This is a genomic window from Bacteroides thetaiotaomicron VPI-5482, assembly GCF_000011065.1.
In the GTDB taxonomy this organism is placed as follows: domain Bacteria; phylum Bacteroidota; class Bacteroidia; order Bacteroidales; family Bacteroidaceae; genus Bacteroides; species Bacteroides thetaiotaomicron.
On record NC_004663.1, the window covers coordinates 2,942,240 to 2,960,154 of the forward strand.

At 44.3% G+C, this 17,915-nt stretch carries 12 protein-coding genes; 8 read left to right on the forward strand and 4 right to left on the reverse strand.

Annotation, left to right across the window (positions count from 1 at the left end; genetic code table 11):
* The first annotated feature begins 177 nt into the window (after positions 1-177).
* The 6 genes from BT_RS11935 (at position 178) to BT_RS11960 (ending at position 12,045) form a co-directional block, all read left to right on the forward strand.
* Complete coding sequence (locus tag BT_RS11935; RefSeq protein WP_011108253.1) at positions 178-3,264, forward strand: SusC/RagA family TonB-linked outer membrane protein; 3,087 nt, start codon at positions 178-180, stop codon at positions 3,262-3,264.
* An 18-nt stretch (positions 3,265-3,282) separates the two neighbouring features.
* Entirely contained in the window at positions 3,283-5,115 is a 1,833-nt protein-coding gene (locus BT_RS11940) for a RagB/SusD family nutrient uptake outer membrane protein (protein WP_011108254.1), read from the forward strand.
* A gap of 241 nt (positions 5,116-5,356) precedes the next feature.
* Positions 5,357-8,434 carry a SusC/RagA family TonB-linked outer membrane protein gene (locus BT_RS11945; RefSeq protein WP_011108255.1) on the forward strand — a complete coding sequence of 1,026 codons (3,078 nt, stop codon included), beginning with the start codon at positions 5,357-5,359 and terminating at the stop codon, positions 8,432-8,434.
* Positions 8,435-8,467: 33 nt separating this feature from the next.
* Positions 8,468-9,961, forward strand: coding sequence for a RagB/SusD family nutrient uptake outer membrane protein (locus BT_RS11950; protein ID WP_011108256.1), 1,494 nt, complete (start codon positions 8,468-8,470; stop codon positions 9,959-9,961).
* Between the two features lie 262 nt (positions 9,962-10,223).
* Entirely contained in the window at positions 10,224-10,787 is a 564-nt protein-coding gene (locus BT_RS11955; RefSeq protein WP_011108257.1) for a Crp/Fnr family transcriptional regulator, read from the forward strand.
* A 109-nt stretch (positions 10,788-10,896) separates the two neighbouring features.
* Positions 10,897-12,045, forward strand: coding sequence for an acyltransferase family protein (locus tag BT_RS11960; RefSeq protein ID WP_008764054.1), 1,149 nt, complete (start codon positions 10,897-10,899; stop codon positions 12,043-12,045).
* 168 nt (positions 12,046-12,213) lie between these two features.
* Here BT_RS11960 and BT_RS11965 read toward each other — a convergent pair whose 3' ends face one another.
* Both BT_RS11965 and BT_RS11970 read right to left on the reverse strand, forming a co-directional pair.
* A complete protein-coding gene (locus BT_RS11965; protein ID WP_008763800.1) occupies positions 12,214-12,438 on the reverse strand; it encodes a winged helix-turn-helix domain-containing protein in 225 nt (74 codons plus the stop codon).
* Between the two features lie 533 nt (positions 12,439-12,971).
* Complete coding sequence (locus tag BT_RS11970; protein WP_011108258.1) at positions 12,972-13,601, reverse strand: hypothetical protein; 630 nt, start codon at positions 13,599-13,601, stop codon at positions 12,972-12,974.
* 197 nt (positions 13,602-13,798) lie between these two features.
* Here BT_RS11970 and BT_RS11975 point away from each other — a divergent pair, with 197 nt between their 5' ends.
* Complete coding sequence (locus tag BT_RS11975) at positions 13,799-14,269, forward strand: DinB family protein (protein WP_011108259.1); 471 nt, start codon at positions 13,799-13,801, stop codon at positions 14,267-14,269.
* A gap of 144 nt (positions 14,270-14,413) precedes the next feature.
* On the opposite strand, the gene BT_RS11980 is transcribed toward BT_RS11975, so the two are convergent.
* Complete coding sequence (locus BT_RS11980) at positions 14,414-14,992, reverse strand: DJ-1/PfpI family protein (RefSeq protein WP_011108260.1); 579 nt, start codon at positions 14,990-14,992, stop codon at positions 14,414-14,416.
* 226 nt (positions 14,993-15,218) lie between these two features.
* Here BT_RS11980 and BT_RS11985 point away from each other — a divergent pair, with 226 nt between their 5' ends.
* On the forward strand, positions 15,219-16,166 hold the full coding sequence (locus tag BT_RS11985; protein ID WP_011108261.1) for an AraC family transcriptional regulator: 948 nt from the start codon (positions 15,219-15,221) through the stop codon (positions 16,164-16,166).
* 181 nt (positions 16,167-16,347) lie between these two features.
* Here BT_RS11985 and BT_RS11990 read toward each other — a convergent pair whose 3' ends face one another.
* Positions 16,348-17,910 (reverse strand): DUF3857 domain-containing protein, encoded by a 1,563-nt coding sequence (locus tag BT_RS11990; protein ID WP_011108262.1) that lies wholly within the window; start codon positions 17,908-17,910, stop codon positions 16,348-16,350.
* Between the last annotated feature and the right edge of the window lie 5 nt (positions 17,911-17,915).

Below are 17,915 nucleotides of genomic sequence, written 5' to 3' on the forward strand. Positions count from 1 at the left end.
TCAAATACATACACTCAGAGATTGACCGTCAATTCACGGTACAATCGCAGTTTTAACCAATAAAATCTAATAGCCTATGGAGTAAATCAAATCGGTATAATCGGAACATAGATTTAAATCATTCAGAGATTTAACTATTCAAAAACCAATTAGTGAACATACAATTAAACAAAAAACATGAAATCATTTTCTGATAAAACAAACATAGGGACATACGTTACCCTAAAGACAGTTTATATGATAAGGTTCTACCTGCTACTCCTTTTAACAGGGGGAATATTGGTAATCGGAGCCACACAAGTCTACGCCCAACAGAGCAGAACCATCTCCAGCGTAGTGAAAAACTCTCAGGGAGAGACGATAATCGGAGCTAATATTGTAGAAAAAGGCACAAACAACGGAACCATTACAAATGTAGACGGACTCTTCACACTGCGTGTGTCGCCCAACGCAGTACTCAAAGTATCTTATATGGGATACATAGAACAGGAAGTCAGCACACGTAATAAAAGCAAACTGGAAATCACAATGGTGGAAGATGCCCGACTGATTGACGAAGTGGTAGTAGTAGGATACGGCTCCGTCAAAAAGCGGGATCTGACAGGAGCGGTAACCTCTGTCAAAAGTGCCGAGGTACTGGCTGCTCCTACCAGTAATGTGATGGAAGCCCTTCAAGGAAAGATACCCGGCATGGACATCACCAAAACATCGGGACAGGTAGGCGGTGAAGTCAGCATCCTGCTGCGTGGTTCGCGTTCCATATATGGCAATAACGAGCCACTGTTTATTATCGACGGAATCCCCGGAAGCTATAGTCAGGTCAACCCTTCCGACATTGAAAGTGTCGATGTTCTGAAGGATGCTTCATCCACCGCCATTTACGGTTCGGCAGGAGCAAATGGTGTTGTGATTATCACCACCAAAAGAGGAAAAGAAGGCAAAGCCACAATCAACTTTGACGCGTATTACGGCTTCAGCGGATCGCCCAACTACAAACACGGAATGACTCAGGATGAATGGGTGACTTACCAGAAAGAGGCATACCGATATAAGAACGGTGATTTCCCTTCCGATATGTCTGCCCTACTGGGCAAGCAGGCTTTTACAGATGCGTATAATGCCGGAAAATGGATTGACTGGGTAGACGAAGTTTCCGGCAATACAGCTACCACACAAAAGTACAGCCTTTCGGTAAGCAGCGGAACGGAAAAGACAAGGATATTCGCTTCGACCTCCTACAACCGGGAAGAAGGCCTGCTCAGCAATGAAAATCTGAACCGGTACTCTTTGCGGCTCAACATCGACCAGCAACTCTTTTCGTGGGCGAAAGTCGGTTTCACCTCCAATCTGGTGTACCGTGATTTGAATTCCGGCGTGAAAAACACGTTTACCCGCTCCCTCTCCGCTTTCCCGTTGGGGGATGCCTATGATGAGGAAGGCAAGATCAATCACGAATATATCACAGGGCAGTATTCGCCGATGGGAGATTTCATAGAGAATCAATATGCGAACAACACCCGTTCCACTTACCTGAATATGAGCGGGTATGTCGAGCTGACTCCTCTCAAAGATTTCACATTCACCAGCCGGATCAACGGGACATTGAACCATTCCCGACGAGGACAATACTGGGGAAACCAATGCAACGCCAACCGTCCGAGTTATGCAGGTTCGCCTCACGCTTCCATCACCAATGACAACGCATGGAATTACACGTGGGAAAACATTCTGGCATACAGCACAACCCTTGCCAAAGCGCATACGGTAGGAGGTTCTTTAATCACTTCGTGGAACAAGAACCAGTCGGAAAGCAACATGGCTGCCGCAAGCGGACAAATGGTAGACCAATGGTCGTTCTGGCGGTTGACTTCGGGTTCCTCCCCACATGTGGAATCGGACTTCGCACAGACACAGAAAATGTCTTTTGCTTTCCGCCTCAACTATTCATACAAGAGCAAGTACTTATTCAACTTCTCCACCCGTTGGGACGGTGTCTCACAATTCTCCGCCGGACACAAATGGGATGCTTTCCCGGCAGGCGCCATAGCCTGGAGAATTTCCGACGAGGCTTTTATGGAAAAGACACGAAGCTGGCTGGACAACCTGAAACTGAGAGTCAGCTACGGCATCACAGGCAACTCTGGCGGAACAGACGCTTACAGCACCACTACACAAGCCTACGTATATTCTGCCAGCGGAGTCTCCGTCAATGGAAAAATCGTTCCTTTCACACAATACTCGGAGACTTACGGCAGTGCCGACCTCGGTTGGGAAAAATCGTACAACTGGAACATCGGTCTGGACTTCGGCATACTGAACAGCCGCATCGACGGTTCCATTGAATGGTTCAGAACAACCACCAAAGGATTATTATTCAAGCGTATATTGCCCATCACCAGCGGACTGACCGGATGGGGTTCTCCTCTGTCTATCTGGCAGAATATCGCCCAAACCAGCAATCAGGGCGTGGAAGTGATATTGAACTCCCACAATATACAGCACAAGGACTTTACATGGAACACGACCTTGTCCGCTACCTGGAGTAAGGAGAAGATAGACAAGCTGCCCGACGGTGACCTGATCTCCGAGAACCTGTTTACCGGCGAACCGATTCACGCCATTTACGGCTATAAATATGCAGGTATCTGGGGAAGTGACACTCCGAAGGAGACGCTGGATGCATATGGCGTAAATCCGGGATTTATCAAGATAGAGACAGTGGATAAAAACGGAGACGGCGGAGTACATAAATACAGCACCGACGACAGACAAATTCTGGGACATACGAATCCGGATTGGATCATCGGACTGAACAACTCCTTCACCTACAAGAACTTCGATTTATCCGTCTTTGCAATGGCACGCTACGGGCAGACAATCAACAGTGACCTGCTCGGCTACTATACCGCAGAGCAAAGTGTGACCAAGAATCAGCTGGCAGGCGTGGATTACTGGACAGAGGACAATCAGGGCGCATACTTCCCGCGTCCCGGAACGGGAGACGAACAAAAAACGGTATATCCTTCGCTGAGAGTACACGACGGCTCCTTCATCAAGATCAAGAATATCACTTTGGGATATACCCTCCCCGCCAACATTTCCCGCAAGGTATTGATGGAGAAATGCCGCATCTACGCTACGGCCTACAATCCGTTCATCTTTGTGAAAGACAAGCAACTGAAGGACACAGACCCCGAAACGAACGGTTCGGACGCGTTTCCCACCTATCGGCAATTTGTATTTGGAGTTAATCTCACATTCTAATTAAAGAAGAAAATGACAATGAAAAGTATACATTTAAAAACAGTTTTTTGCTCTGTCCTGCTGTCTGCACTATTCCTGCATTCCTGCTCGCTGGAAGAGTACAACCCGGGCGCATTTACCAATGAAACATTGGCTACCTCGACCGAGGGATACGAAACACTGATCAACCAGTGCTACTTCGCAATGGAAAGGTTTTACTACGGTGCCGCAGACTGGATGTCGCTGACCGAAGGGGATACGGACCTCTGGACGTACAAGGCTAACCAATCGACAAGCTACACCGAATGGTTCTGGTTTTTCGCCGGAACATCGCCCAACACGACCTACATCAATAACTGGTGGAACGGGACATACGACGGAATAGGTTCCTGCAACGAAGCCATCGCCTTAGGCGACAAGCCTCCCTACGCCACAGAAGAGGAACGGAATGCGAAAGTTGCCGAAGCCCGCTTCATGAGAGCTGTCTATTACTTCAACGCAGTGGAACAATTCGGAGGGGTAACCATGCTTACGGAACCGGAAACCAGCCTTAACTACTCTCCTGTCCGCACCGACCCGATGACTATCTACAAAGAAGTCATCCTGCCCGACCTGAGATTCGCATCCGAATGGCTGTCAATCGGGAATCATGCCACGACTACCACTCCGACCAAGAAAGCCGCTCTCGGCTTTTTGGCAAAAGCCTGTCTGCAAACCTACGAGTATGGAAGCACGGAATACCTGCAGGAAGCTCTCGACGCAGCTTTACAGCTGATCTCCGACTGCGAATCGGGTGGCGGGAAATACAACACTTATATGTATCCTACATACAGTGAAGTATTCGAAGAAAGCAATAACTGGGAAAACAAGGAAGCGCTCTGGAAACATCGCTGGTATGCAGGCACGGACGGACACGGTTCGAGCAACGGTAACTACAAGCTAAACCGCAATGACGAGTATTTCCTGTGTGACATCAATAAGTTCGGTGCCCGTGAAGACAATCAGGAAACACGACTGACATGGGAAGGCTCCATCAGCGGCATCTTCATGCCTACGCAACACTTGCTGAATCTGTATGTACAGAATGACGGCACGTTAGACCCCAGATTCCACCAGTCATTCACTACCCAATGGAAGGCCAATAAAAGTTATACTTGGGACGAAAGTGCCGTACACATGTACGATAAAGACGAAACAGTCATCGGCAAAGCTCTGAAGAAAGGTGATCCGGCCATTAAATTTATCATGCCGCAGGATGCGGATTATTCTACGGAAAAACAGAATGAGCACAAGACCGACTATTTGTTGATTGATTACAATCATGTCTACAGTGATGAAAACAACAATGTGAACATGAACTACTCGTATACAAATGTAACAGGGAATTACAAGAACGACGGTACCAGCGAGAATCTGTTCCGTTACTATTATCCGTCACTAAACAAGCACAACAGCAGTAACTATTACGTTGCAAACGCCTCCAAACAAAGAAACGGAAACTTAAACGCTACGTTTATCATGCGTATGGCGGAAGTCTATCTGATTGCCGCAGAGGCTGACATTTATCTGAACGGAGGAACGAATGCCGCCAAATACCTGAATAAGGTTCGCGGGCGTGCCGGAGCAAATCCGTTAACGGGCGGCATGACGGTTCGTAACGTATTAGACGAAAGAGGACGCGAACTATGCGGTGAATATTGCCGTTTCTACGATTTGAAACGGACAGGGATGTTCAAGAGTTCCGATTATCTGAAAGATACTCACCCGGATCTCGCACGGTTCTTTAATCCGAATTATGCTTTACGTCCCATTTCTACGACCTTTACCGCTACCATTATCAACGGCAGTGAGTATCAGAATCCGGGATATTAAATTGTAAGACCTATATACCCAATCATTATCGGTACGATAATCCATATAGCCACGCTATTTATCGTACCAATGATTGGGGATATTTTCCACACCTTTCCACATTTTTCCACACCTCCCCAATAATATCGTTTTTTTCAACTCTGCTGTTAATCTGTATCTTATCCTTTCAGCATTTCTTTATATCCTATTGGTATATCCTTTGTATCGACTTTATAGCAAATGTATTTTTAAATATAAAAGTATGAAGATTAATCAAAGGTTAACATTATGTTTTAGCTTATTGTTTTGTTTGTTGAGTATTTCGTATGCGTCCGCTCAGCAACTGAACATATCCGGTGTTGTTATATCATCAGAGGATAATGAACCACTTATCGGTGCCACCGTCAGTGTAAAGGGGAATCCCACCAAAGGAGTGATTACCGATATCAACGGTCAGTTTCAATTGTCCGTGGAAACCGGAACCAAGCTGCTGGTCGTATCCTATGTGGGAATGAAGACACAGGAAATACGCGTCCCCCGCAAAGAGAAAGAACTCAAAATAGTACTGATCCCCGAAACGATGGATATTGACGAGGTAGTAGTAACAGGGTATGGTAATTTCTCCAAATCCTCGTTCACAGGATCGGCCAATACGCTGCGTACAGATATGCTGAAAGAAGTGCCCGTGATGAGCGTTGAGCAAAAGTTGCAAGGTATGACTACCGGTGTACAAATAACCAGCAGTTCCGGTCAACCGGGCGCCAACCAAAGTATTCGCATCAGAGGAATGGGATCGTTCAACGCTTCACAAGAACCTTTGTTTGTCATAGATGGAGTACCGGTTACTTCCGGGAGTATGAGTTCCGGTGGTCCTGATGCAGCATATATGAACAATTCCAAGACCAATATAATGAGTACGCTGAATCCGTCGGATATTGAAAACGTAACTGTAATCAAAGATGCGGCAGCGGCTTCCCTGTATGGTTCCCGCGCCGCCAATGGCGTCATATTGATTACGACTAAAAAAGGAAATACCGGAAAGGTACGCGTGGATTTGAACGTATCAGGCGGCTTCTCTCATGCGGCCGTCGACTTCCGCCCTACCCTCAACGGTGACCAACGGGAAGAGCTGCTCTATGAAGGATTGCTGAACTACGCAACAGACAATGGCATGGAGTCTCCGACTGAATATGCCAGTTCCAATATCGGCACATATGCGTATAAGCCGGCCATGGGATACACGGACTGGCGAAAAGAGCTGCTCCGCACCGCTATGCATCAGAGTTATGAAGCTTCCGTCTCCGGCGGTAACGACCGTTCTACATTCTATGCCTCGCTCGGCTACAACAATCAGGAAGGATTGGCCAAAAACTCCAGTCTGGACCGTTACTCAGCACGCTTGAACGTTACGCAGAAAGTCGGCAAATACGGGGAAGTAGGAGCAAATATGATGTTCTCGCAAATGAATCAGGAAATGAATGAGGAACGCGGATCATCTATCAACCCTTTCCTGTGCGTAGCCATGACCATGACACCTTCCATGGTGGTGCGTGATGAAGAAGGAAACTACGTAGGAGCTTATGACGGCACCAGCCTGAACCCGTTGCGCGACATACTCACCGATTACAACCGCGTGCGTATGACACGTATGTTTTCAACCGGTTACGCAGCGATAGAGCCAATCAAAGGTCTCAAACTGAAAGAGACATTAAGCTATGATTATACTATCCAGAAGGATTCACGCTACTATAACCCTTTGAGCTCGGCAGGTCCTAAAAGCGGAAGCGATGCCCAGACAGCCAAAGGCTTCATTGAATACGGCAAACTGATCTCATCGACCTCACTGAACTATGTGCGTACTTTCGCCCGCAAACATCATCTCGATGTATTGGCGGCTTATGAAATAGAAAGCTACCAGACAGACCACGCTTCGGGTGAAAAGTCCAAACTCCCCAGTGATAAACTGACAGAACCGGATAATGCCGCCGTACTGAACAGTTTCAAGTCTGCCACCCAAGCCTATCGGATGATTTCTTATCTATCACGACTGAATTATGACTATGACGACCGTTACTACATCGCCGGAAGTTACCGTCGCGACGGAAGTTCACGCCTTTCACCCAACAACCGCTGGGGAAATTTCTGGTCTGTGTCGGGTATGTGGCATTTAGGCAACGAGAATTTCATGAAAGCCGTAAAGCCGGTTTTGAGTGATGTCAAGATACGTGCCTCGTATGGTGTAAACGGAAATCAGCCCGGTTCATACTACGGCTACAAAGGATTGTACAGTTATGGAGAAAACTATATGGAGGCAGCCGGATCGTATGAATCGGCACAACCCAATGATCTGTTGACATGGGAAAAGAATTACAGCCTGAATCTGGGCATCGACCTTTCATTTATCAATCGTATTTTTGCGAGTCTGGAATATTACAATCGGGATACCAAAGACTTGCTTTACAGTCTCCCCATCAGCGCCACTACCGGATTTACCAGTTATTTAAGCAACATCGGACGCCTGAACAACAAGGGAGTAGAGTTTGAATTGCGTACGCTGAACGTTGTTTCCAACGACTTTAACTGGACCAGTGTTTTCAACCTGAGCCATAACCGGAATAAGATCGTTTCACTCAACGGACTATTAGACCAGACGATTGAGGGAACATGGTTCATCCATAAAGTGGGACTCCCCTATCATACGTTTTATGTAAAAGAGTTTGCCGGAGTAGACCCGCTGACCGGTTCTGCCCAATATTATCTGAATACAAAAAATGAGGACGGAAGCTACAATCGGGAACTCACCACCGATGCTGCCAAAGCAGAATCCATTCCGTACAAAACCGCTACTCCCAAAGTATCGGGAGGATTCACCAATATTCTGAATTACAAATGGATAGACCTGACCTTTACACTGACTTATTCACTGGGCGGTTACTCGTTCGACAAACTGGGAACTTATATTGAAAACGGCAGCAGTTCCATCTACAGTTCACGATACAACTTGCCCGCATACATGATGAACCGTTGGCAAAAGCCCGGAGATCAGACGGATATCCCACGTTTCGTATATGGTGAACCGGCTACTTCCACCAACTCGTCCCGCTATATCCACAGCACCGATCATTTACGCCTGAAAAACTTTACCCTCGGCTTCACACTGCCCAACCAGTGGACTCAAAAGCTGATGATTGACAAAGTACGGGTATATTTCTCGGGAAACAATCTGCTTACCTGGGCCAAATGGAAACAGTATGACCCCGAAACACCCGTTAACGGTGAAGTCTTTTGCGAGGCTCCCGCCATGCGTACTTTCAGTTTCGGAGCTCAATTATCATTCTAACATCCCTATCATTCTAACTAAATAAACAACATAATGAAACGAATTCATATATACCTACTTACAGCAATGGCTCTACTGAACAGCTCCTGCTCGGCAGACTGGCTAGACCTTAACACCACCAGCTCGGTAGAAACAGGACAGGCCATCGTAACATTGGACGATGCCCAGATCGCTCTGAACGGAATTTATCGTCTGGCATCCGGCCATAGCTATTACGGAGACAACTATTGGTATTACGGCGATTGCCGTGCCGCCGATGTACAGGCACGTATCACCAAAGGAGACGGAAAACGCGTATCTCCCTATTATGAATACAATGTGCTCGCTTCCGATAATCTGAATATTGTACTGCCGTGGAATACTGTTTATAAAGTAATACGACAGACGAATAATCTGATACAGAAAATAGAGTCGGGCAGTATTCAAAGCAGTGATACTAAAGAATTGAACCGCATCAAGTCCGAAGCGCTGGTGATGCGGGGACTTTCCCTCTTCAACCTGACCCGGTTGTTCGGAATGCCTTATACGAATGACAAGGGGGCTTCATTGGGAGTACCCATCGAGACCTCCCCTTCCGATCCCACGCATAAACCGTCACGCAGCACTGTAGCGCAATGCTACGAACAGGTAGTCAGCGACATGAGCAATGCACTGTCCGGGTTGAGACAAGAGACATCCAATGGCTATATAAACTACTGGGCAGCTCAGGCATTACTGTCAAGAGTCTATCTGAATATGGGTGAATATCAGAAGGCTTATGATGCCGCTACGGATGTGATCAAGAACAACGGCGGACGTTATCAGCTTTACAGCTATGAGGAATATCCCAATGTATGGGGGCAGGATTTCCAGTCGGAATCATTATTCGAACTTTACATCACTTTATCCGAACCTTCAGGAGGTACGGGCGGTGAGGGCGCTCCGATGGTTTATGCCAACGAAGCAACGGTCGACTGGAATAATCTGATCTTGTCGGAAGATTTCCTGAACCTGCTGAATGAAGACCCCAAGGATGTACGCCACTGCCTGACAAAGGAATCTGTCATCGAAAACAACACCGGACTTCCGGCTGCCGCCATGCACGAGAAAGTCTATCTTGCCAAGTTCCCCGGCAAGACCGGAGATGATCCCAAAACTAATAACATTTGCATCATCCGCCTTTCCGAAGTCTATCTGAACGCGGCTGAAGCGGGACTGAAAAAAGGAACGGATATTGAAGAAGCACAAGGTTATCTGAATGACATCATCAGCCGCCGTACCACGGATACCAGTCAGCAAGTATCAACGGAGACTTTTACTCTGGACAGAATTCTTAAGGAGCGCCGCAAGGAACTGGTTGGCGAAGGGGAAGTCTTCTATGACTACTTGCGCAATGGTCTGGCTATTGAACGCAAGGGCAGCTGGCATCTTGAGACCTTGAAAGCGTCTAACGCACAAAAGATAGAAGCTACCGATCTGAGAATAGCCCTGCCTATTCCGCAAAGCGAAATAGATGCCAATCCGAATATACAGCAGAATCCAAGGTAAGCAACGTCAATTGATGTATACCATTTCCGGAATAAGCTGGCTATACTCACGTGTTTAGCCTCTTCCCGATATCAAAGAAGGTACATTTCACCAAAGAATGAAGTGTACCTTCTTTGTCTTTCAGCAGCAGTTCCCACTCTCCTGTTTCTCTCCTCCTTAGTGAACGAATCGATAAAACACCCCCTTTTTCACCGGCATCTATTGTGGGCAGAATTGTTTTTCCTATTTTTGTACTTGACAGAAAATTATTAAGGACTACTTTATGAGAAACATTATAGATAAGATGAACTCTTTGTATCCCATTTCGGATGAAACGATACAAATACTAAAAGAAAATACAGTATTATGTCATTTTCCAAAGAGGCATCAACTGATAGAGGCTGACAAATTTTGCAAATCGGCTTATTTTATTGAAGAAGGAATGACCCGCTCTTTCTGGCTGGTAAACGGAGAGGAAATAACGACTTCCTTTGCGTGTGAGGGAGCGATTGTCTTCAGCATGGATGAATTGTATTATAATAAGATGAGTGAAGAATTTGTGGAAACGCTTGAGGACGTTGTCGCATACAAAATATCACTGACCGATCTGCTCCGGCTGTTTCAGACCAATATCGAACTGGCAAACTGGGGAAGAGTGATTCATCAAAACGAATACAGACGCCTGCACCGTTCGCACAAAGACCGCCTCACCCTGTCTGCAAAAGAAAGATATGAAGCATTCAAACTTCAGTTTCCTCAAATGTGCCAACGGATACAATTGGGATATATCGCCTCTTATCTGGGCATCACACTATCAACACTCAGCCGCCTCAGAGCATACAAATAATTCCCATACACGGCAAGATTTTGATGCAGGACAAATTTTTAAACTTATAAATTCCGTATTTTTGCGGCTTCTTCAATGACTAATACTAATTTGAACAATAATTTAAAACATGCAAAAAATCTCTTCCTCTGCATTTGCAGACTCTAAACCCCATTACGTACTCCTTGACGGACTGCGAGGGGTTGCGGCTCTTCTGGTGATATGGTATCATGTATTCGAAGGCTTTGCTACAAGTCCCATAGACCAAAAATTCAATCATGGGTATCTGGCTGTCGATTTCTTCTTTATTCTGTCGGGCTTCGTTATCGGCTATGCTTATGACGACCGCTGGAAAACAACGATGACCCAAAAAGAGTTTTTCAAACGCAGATTAATCCGTCTGCATCCGATGGTTGTTATGGGAGCCGTTTTGGGTGCTATTACATTTTGCATACAAGGCTGCGAGCAATGGGACGGTACCCGTGTTTCCATATCGATGGTAATGGTGGCTATGCTTCTCAATCTTTTCCTGATTCCGGCTGTTCCGGGCACGGGTCCCGAAGTCCGTGGAAACGGTGAGATGTATCCTTTGAATGGTCCCAGCTGGTCTTTGTTCTTCGAGTATATCGGTAATATTTTGTATGCCCTATTTATTCGCCGGATGTCTACCAAGGCACTTACGATACTTGTTGTGATAGCAGGAATCGGATTGGCTTCTTTCTCGATATGCAATCTCTCCGGTAGTCATCATTTAGGAGTAGGCTGGTCGATGATCGACTATAACCTGATCGGAGGTTTTCTACGTATGTTGTTCGCATTCTCTATCGGATTATTGATGTCGCGCATCTTTAAACCGGTCCATATCAAAGGGGCCTTCTGGATATGCAGTCTGTCGATTCTCATTTTACTTACCATGCCGTATGTAGGCGGTGAGACATCTCCGTGGATGAATGGTATTTATGATGCTGTATGCACCATTCTTATTTTCCCACTACTTGTCTATCTGGGTGCTTCGGGAAAAACGACAGATAAAGGTACAGCCAAAATCTGTAAATTCCTGGGAGATATATCTTATCCGGTATATATCATACATTATCCTTTCATGTATCTGTTCTATGCCTGGTTATGGAGCAAAGAGCCACATATCACTTTCTCCCAGTCATGGCCGGTAGCCTTATGTGTCTTCTTCGGAAGCATTGTGTTGGCTTACCTTTGCCTGAAACTGTATGACGAGCCTGTAAGAAAGTGGTTGAGCAAGAAGTTTCTGACAAAGAAATAAGGTAATTATCATAACAGAGAAGGGCGAACACTCCATTATAGTTACTCTTCAATAAGGCATTTTGACACAAGGTATATAATAAAAAGAAGCTTTCAATATCACTGAATTCAGTTTTTTATCGAGAGCTTCTTTCATTATATAACCTAACCAGCATTATATTCATTAAACTTATCCGAAAGAAAAGTCAAAATGACCTTCATTATAAATTTCAATTAATCCATTCTTGCGTTCAATCACTACCTTGTTTTCACGAGCCAGCCAACCGACTGCCAGAGCTGTGCTTTCCACACTCAGATTTACTTTCCGGGCAAGTTCGGGAATCGATATTCCATCAGCTTCATTAAGGGCGTGCCATACTTTGCCTGCGTTGGCACCTACGATTTTCTTATCCATAGTAGTCTTTTTTTTAATTAATAAAAAGGAAAACTAACTCGTTAAAAAAGCAACGCACTTTTACGATAAAACCCAAAATGAAGATCTTTTCATATGTTTTGAATGTTATGTCAAGAATAGATATAAAAAAACGTGAGCCTTTTCTTCCCAAATGTAGCAACAGGAACTACCAATCCCTACAACACAAATGAGAAGAACGCCCACGCAAAGTATATGTATAACAAGCGTAGGCGTTCAGTCATTTTTACGTGTTGTAATATTTACCCTGAGGGTAAAAGAAATTGGTAGTTTCGTTACTACGTAAAAAAGCTGAACGCTTTTCGATATTTAGTCTCAATGAACGCACCTTTCAACGGCTATACAAATATAATAAAAATCAGAATTAAAAGTTACAGTATCCCTCCTTTTTTATTCCATTACTATTAGATTATCACATTTTTTAGCACTACAGTCGTAAAAAGACATTGTTGAGCACGATTCGGCTATACTTTTATCTGATAAAAGTAATAAATAAACAGCTATAAAAGCCGGAATTATTCTCCGGCTTTCGTCTTTTTCTCACGATAAATAACCTTATCTCTCTGACTGATTGTCCACAATCCGTCTATAAACCGTACATTTTTCGTATCATCATCCTCCACGTTCCATGCATAACCTCCCGAAGGTAAGCCACGTCTTTCCAGAATCTCATTCGGTTGTTCATCAGAGAAGAAAAGTTCCAGACGTGTGGAATCGGGGCTGAACACTATAAAAGCAGAGGCAGTGCCTCCATCCACAGCTTCTGTCCGGATACCTTTTTCAAACAACCGGATGCAGTCTTGCTGCACTTCACACCATACATATCCGGCAGAGCCGATACAACCGTGTTCATCCCGATCGCCTCCAAGTTTGAGAGATTGCGGATACTGGACTAATTTTGAGGCCTGCATCCCCGGTGTATATTTACCGGTATAGAATACTTCCAGAGTATCATTCAGAAGCAAGCCATCGACTTCTTCTTTATTCGCGTTCATCGTACTGAATGAAAGAGTATCATTCTTGTCTGTAACAATCGCCACTGTATTCATGGTCGCATCACAAACAATGCCTTTTGAACTTGTCATACCTGACGAACAACTTCCCATGAAACACAAAACTCCTAATGCTGCCAATACTGTTCTCATATCTTTTTTATATAATTGTTGGTTCTAATATCATGCAAATATAAAGGATATATGGAAAAGATGTTATCCTAACAAGCAGAATAACAAACAAGTTTGCTTTTATAGAATGCAATTCCGCATATATTTCATTCATTTGTCTATATTTGCATTATTGCGCAGTTGCGCAAAAGAAACTTTAAAACAGAAAGAGAGGAATTATGCCAGAGTTTGATTTTTCCCCAATAACAGAAGGGATTTATAATGTTATAGAGACAGAAGAAAAAGTATTAACCAGCCTGCCGGAAGAGACAATCACACAAAAACGTAACAGGCAGAATCGTACTATCAAACAAATTCTCGGACATTTGATTGATTCCACCTCAAACAATCATCAACGGATGATCAGGTTGCAATACAGTAAGGATCTGCTTTTCTTTCCTGATTATCGACAGGATAATGATCTGTGGATAGCCTTGCAGGATTATCAGCATACGGACTGGAATAATCTGATTCAGTTATGGAAATTCTTTAATTTGCATATCATTCAGGTAATAAAGTCGGTAGATCAAACGAAACTAGATAGTTACTGGTGTGACTTCGAAGGGACAAAAGTCACTTTAAAAGAAATGATAGAAGGATATTTAGATCATCTGAATCTCCATATTCAGGAAATTCACGAACTGATTTAGCAGCCTGTTTGCTATATGATATAGTAGAGGACAGAGATAAGAAGATTAATATTTTCTTATCTCTGTTATTGCAGCAGATTGAGTCATTGTATCATAAGTCAATAATCCTTCCGTACTAATTTTGATGCTTCTCCGGTTTTATTTTTAGAATCCCATAGCCTCTTTTACCAAAGACATTTCACGATGGGAAGTCAGTTTCTCCAATAAAAGAAGGGCTACTCCCGAAGCGGTTTGAGGACCATAGGACGTGATTATATTGTCGTCCACCACTATCGGTTCATGGACGATTATTGCTCCGAAACTTTGAAGAACCTTTTGCTTGACTGCCCCTCCGAGATGATAAGTAGTCGCCTTTCTATCTTTCAGCACACCACTTTTACCGACAGGCAAAGCACCTACACAAACTGTTGCAATCCATTTCTTCCGGGCATCAAACTGACGAATCAGATTTAAAAGCTTCTCTTCATAAGCCTCTTCATAAAAGCCGAAAACTTCAAAACCTCCGGGGATGGCAAGAGCATCATATTCATCAACGGATATCTCATCAATCGTCTTATCCACCAAAACGGGAATATTAAAAGAACTGATGACTTTCTCGTTAAAACCACCTGTTACCACCTCAACATCACAGCCAAAATCAGTTTTCGCCCATCCCATCACATCAATGAAACCACTAAATTCAATCGTCTCAAAGCCTTTAGCAAGAAAAACCAGTAACTTCATAATCGTCAGTGTTATAAATTAAACAAACCGTTTATACTGCAAAGATAGGCAGATACCTCATGAAACAAGAATAATCCGCCAAAAACTGCTATATTTACTTCATCTTTCACACATAAAAAGACTTCTGCAAATACAGTGTAAGGATAAAATTCACAAGATAGTTAGCAAGAATAGACAAGCAGATCTGACAGACGGCAGCTATCTTTGCGATTAAAAACCGTCTGACATGAATATACAAGAAAAAAGTAAAATAGAATATCGTTCCAGGATCAATCGGGTGATGGACTACATTGACATACATCTCGACCAGCCTCTGGAACTGAAAAGTATAGCAGAAATAGCTAACTTTTCGCCTTTTCATTTCCACAGGATATTCACGTTCCTGATAGGTGAAACACCGATTGATTACATCCAACGCCTCCGGATTGAGAAGGCAGCCTGCCGGTTACGGGAAAATATGGATATTTCTATCAGTGAGATTGCTGATAGTTGCGGTTTTTGCACAGTATCCCTTTTTAGCCGTGTATTCAAAAAGTTTTTTGGTTTGACGCCAAGCCAGTTCCGTAAAACGGAGAGACCCGTTTATGCCCAGGACGGAATCTTATTTAGCAAGAACGGACAAATGGTTAGCAAGAATTTGACACCCAAGCATGTATTATCTCCCCAACTTTGCAGCGTCAAATTTAAAATATCATATTTTATGGAAACAAAAATCGAAGTAAAAGAGATGCCGGACATGAAAGCTGTTTATTGCCGGCATATGGGAGCATTCAAAGAGATTGTAAAAGCGTATGAGAAACTTATCAAATGGGCAGAACCTCGTGGCCTGTATATTCCGAATGTTACGAAATCGGCAACCGTCACACATGATGATCCTTCGGTAACGGAATTGAGTAAAGTGCGCCAGAGTGCCTGTATCATCGTGGAAGGAGACGTAAAAGGAGAAGGTGAAATCGGTAATCTCGTCATTCCCGGTGGGCAATATGCTGTCGGACACTTTGAATTGGGTACTGAAGATTTCGAGAAGGCATGGAACACAATGTGCAAGTGGTTTACGGAAAGTGGGTATCAGCAAGGAGATGGATGTACTTATGAGTTATACCATAACAGTCACCGGACACATCCGGAGAATAAACACATTGTGGATATTTGTATTCCGATAAAACCTCTTTAGAGGATCATCTGTCTTACCGGATAAAAAACGAAGAGGATGTGTCAAGACTCCCCTTTTAACGAAATCATCTTCGCCACAGATAGTTGTAGCGAAGATGATTCTTTATTTATGAAGGGTTTCGACACATCCTCTTTGATTTGTTCTGAATGGCAGCCCCATCGGAACGATATGCCCGTCAGATTTACTTCGCAGTTTGAAATAACAGACTATTGCCATTGGTATCCATCCATTCCGCCATCAAGCGATAATACGCCGGATATTCAGTCGGAGTTATCAATTGTTTTTTCAGTTTCAAGGTACGGAATATCTCTATTTTATCCTCCGCCTTTTTCACTGTAACTTCTATGATGCCGACAGCATTTTCAATCTTTTTGTTAGTCGGCACAACCACTGGTTTTATTCTTGCATCAATCTTTACGATATAGGTATAAGCCTCATCGGGCAAATACCGCAAAAGCAGGTTAACGGGACGAGTTGTATTCAGAGCCGTCACACGTCCATCATAACTTGCCCATCCACCACGAGCCTGCGGTAAGTCGAATTTCCGATAACCATCAGCCAATGCCCTTCCGGTTTTATCGCTCACCCGCAAGGTGTCAGTTCGTGAAACAACATGAGAAACCTTCTCTAAAATTATCGGCTGAGCATTCAGATCAACTACAGAAACAAAATCCTGTATATCGGCAATTCCTTTATCAAAGAGAAACAATCTGCTGACAGCGGCAAGTCCGGCTGCATCTTTATCTTCTGTTTTAGGAAAAGCCGCTTTTATCTCCGCACGGATGCCTATCGCTTGTTGCAAGGCAGCCAACAAAGCAGCCTTCTCCGCTTCAGTTCCGTATGCCGAACGGATCACTTCGGAAGCCGGACGCAAAAGGTATCCGGTTTGCGACAGGGTCAGACGGCAATTTCCTAATCCTTCTACATAAGCAGTGAGTAACTCCTTTTTTTGTTCTGTGGTTTGTGCACCGGCAGTCAGCTTCTGTGCCAATTCGGTAACATCCTTTCCATTACTTTCCAGTTGTTGTTTTATCACTTTCAGTGCATCAGCCTTTGAAGCATAAGTGGACGCCACAACAGCCTGTACATTACCTGCCGGCAAAGAGACGTCAAGTGAATAAGGACGCGGTTGCACATTTTTCAGTGTCCAGGTCACTGTTTTCATGCCATCCGCAGTTTTCACCACCGGAGCAGCTTTTCCATTCAACCATTCATAATGCAGAGGTTTGCTTTCGGGCACTGACAGCGAAAACACATATTCCCTGATTGGGGAAAGCTCTTCCACCTGCTCGCACACATCCAGTTCGGGCAGATATCCCGGACGGGTAACGACGGAGTAGTCCAGATAAATGGTAGCTCCCAATTCCAGTCCCGTATGAACGACTACCATCTCTTTCAGACCATTATAAGCCGGAGCATCTGCCGCTACGGAAGGAAGTACCTCAAGGAGCGCATTTTCGGGAGTCTTCACAATAGTACCGTCTTTCTGACGAGTATAAGAATCGTGTATCTTCAGTGTCTGAAACTCCGGATTGTAAATGATAAAACTCTCTCCATACACACGGTTCATCGCTGCATGAGTAAACAAAGTCAGCTCTTTTTGCACACGCATTTCCTGACTGCCGTCAGCGTGTAACGTATAAGCCTTGCTCAATTTCCCAAATTCAGCTTCGGATGCCGCTTTCACCGGAAATGCCAGAATCAACATCGCCAGCGTAACTATATAATAATATGTATTTTTCATTCTGC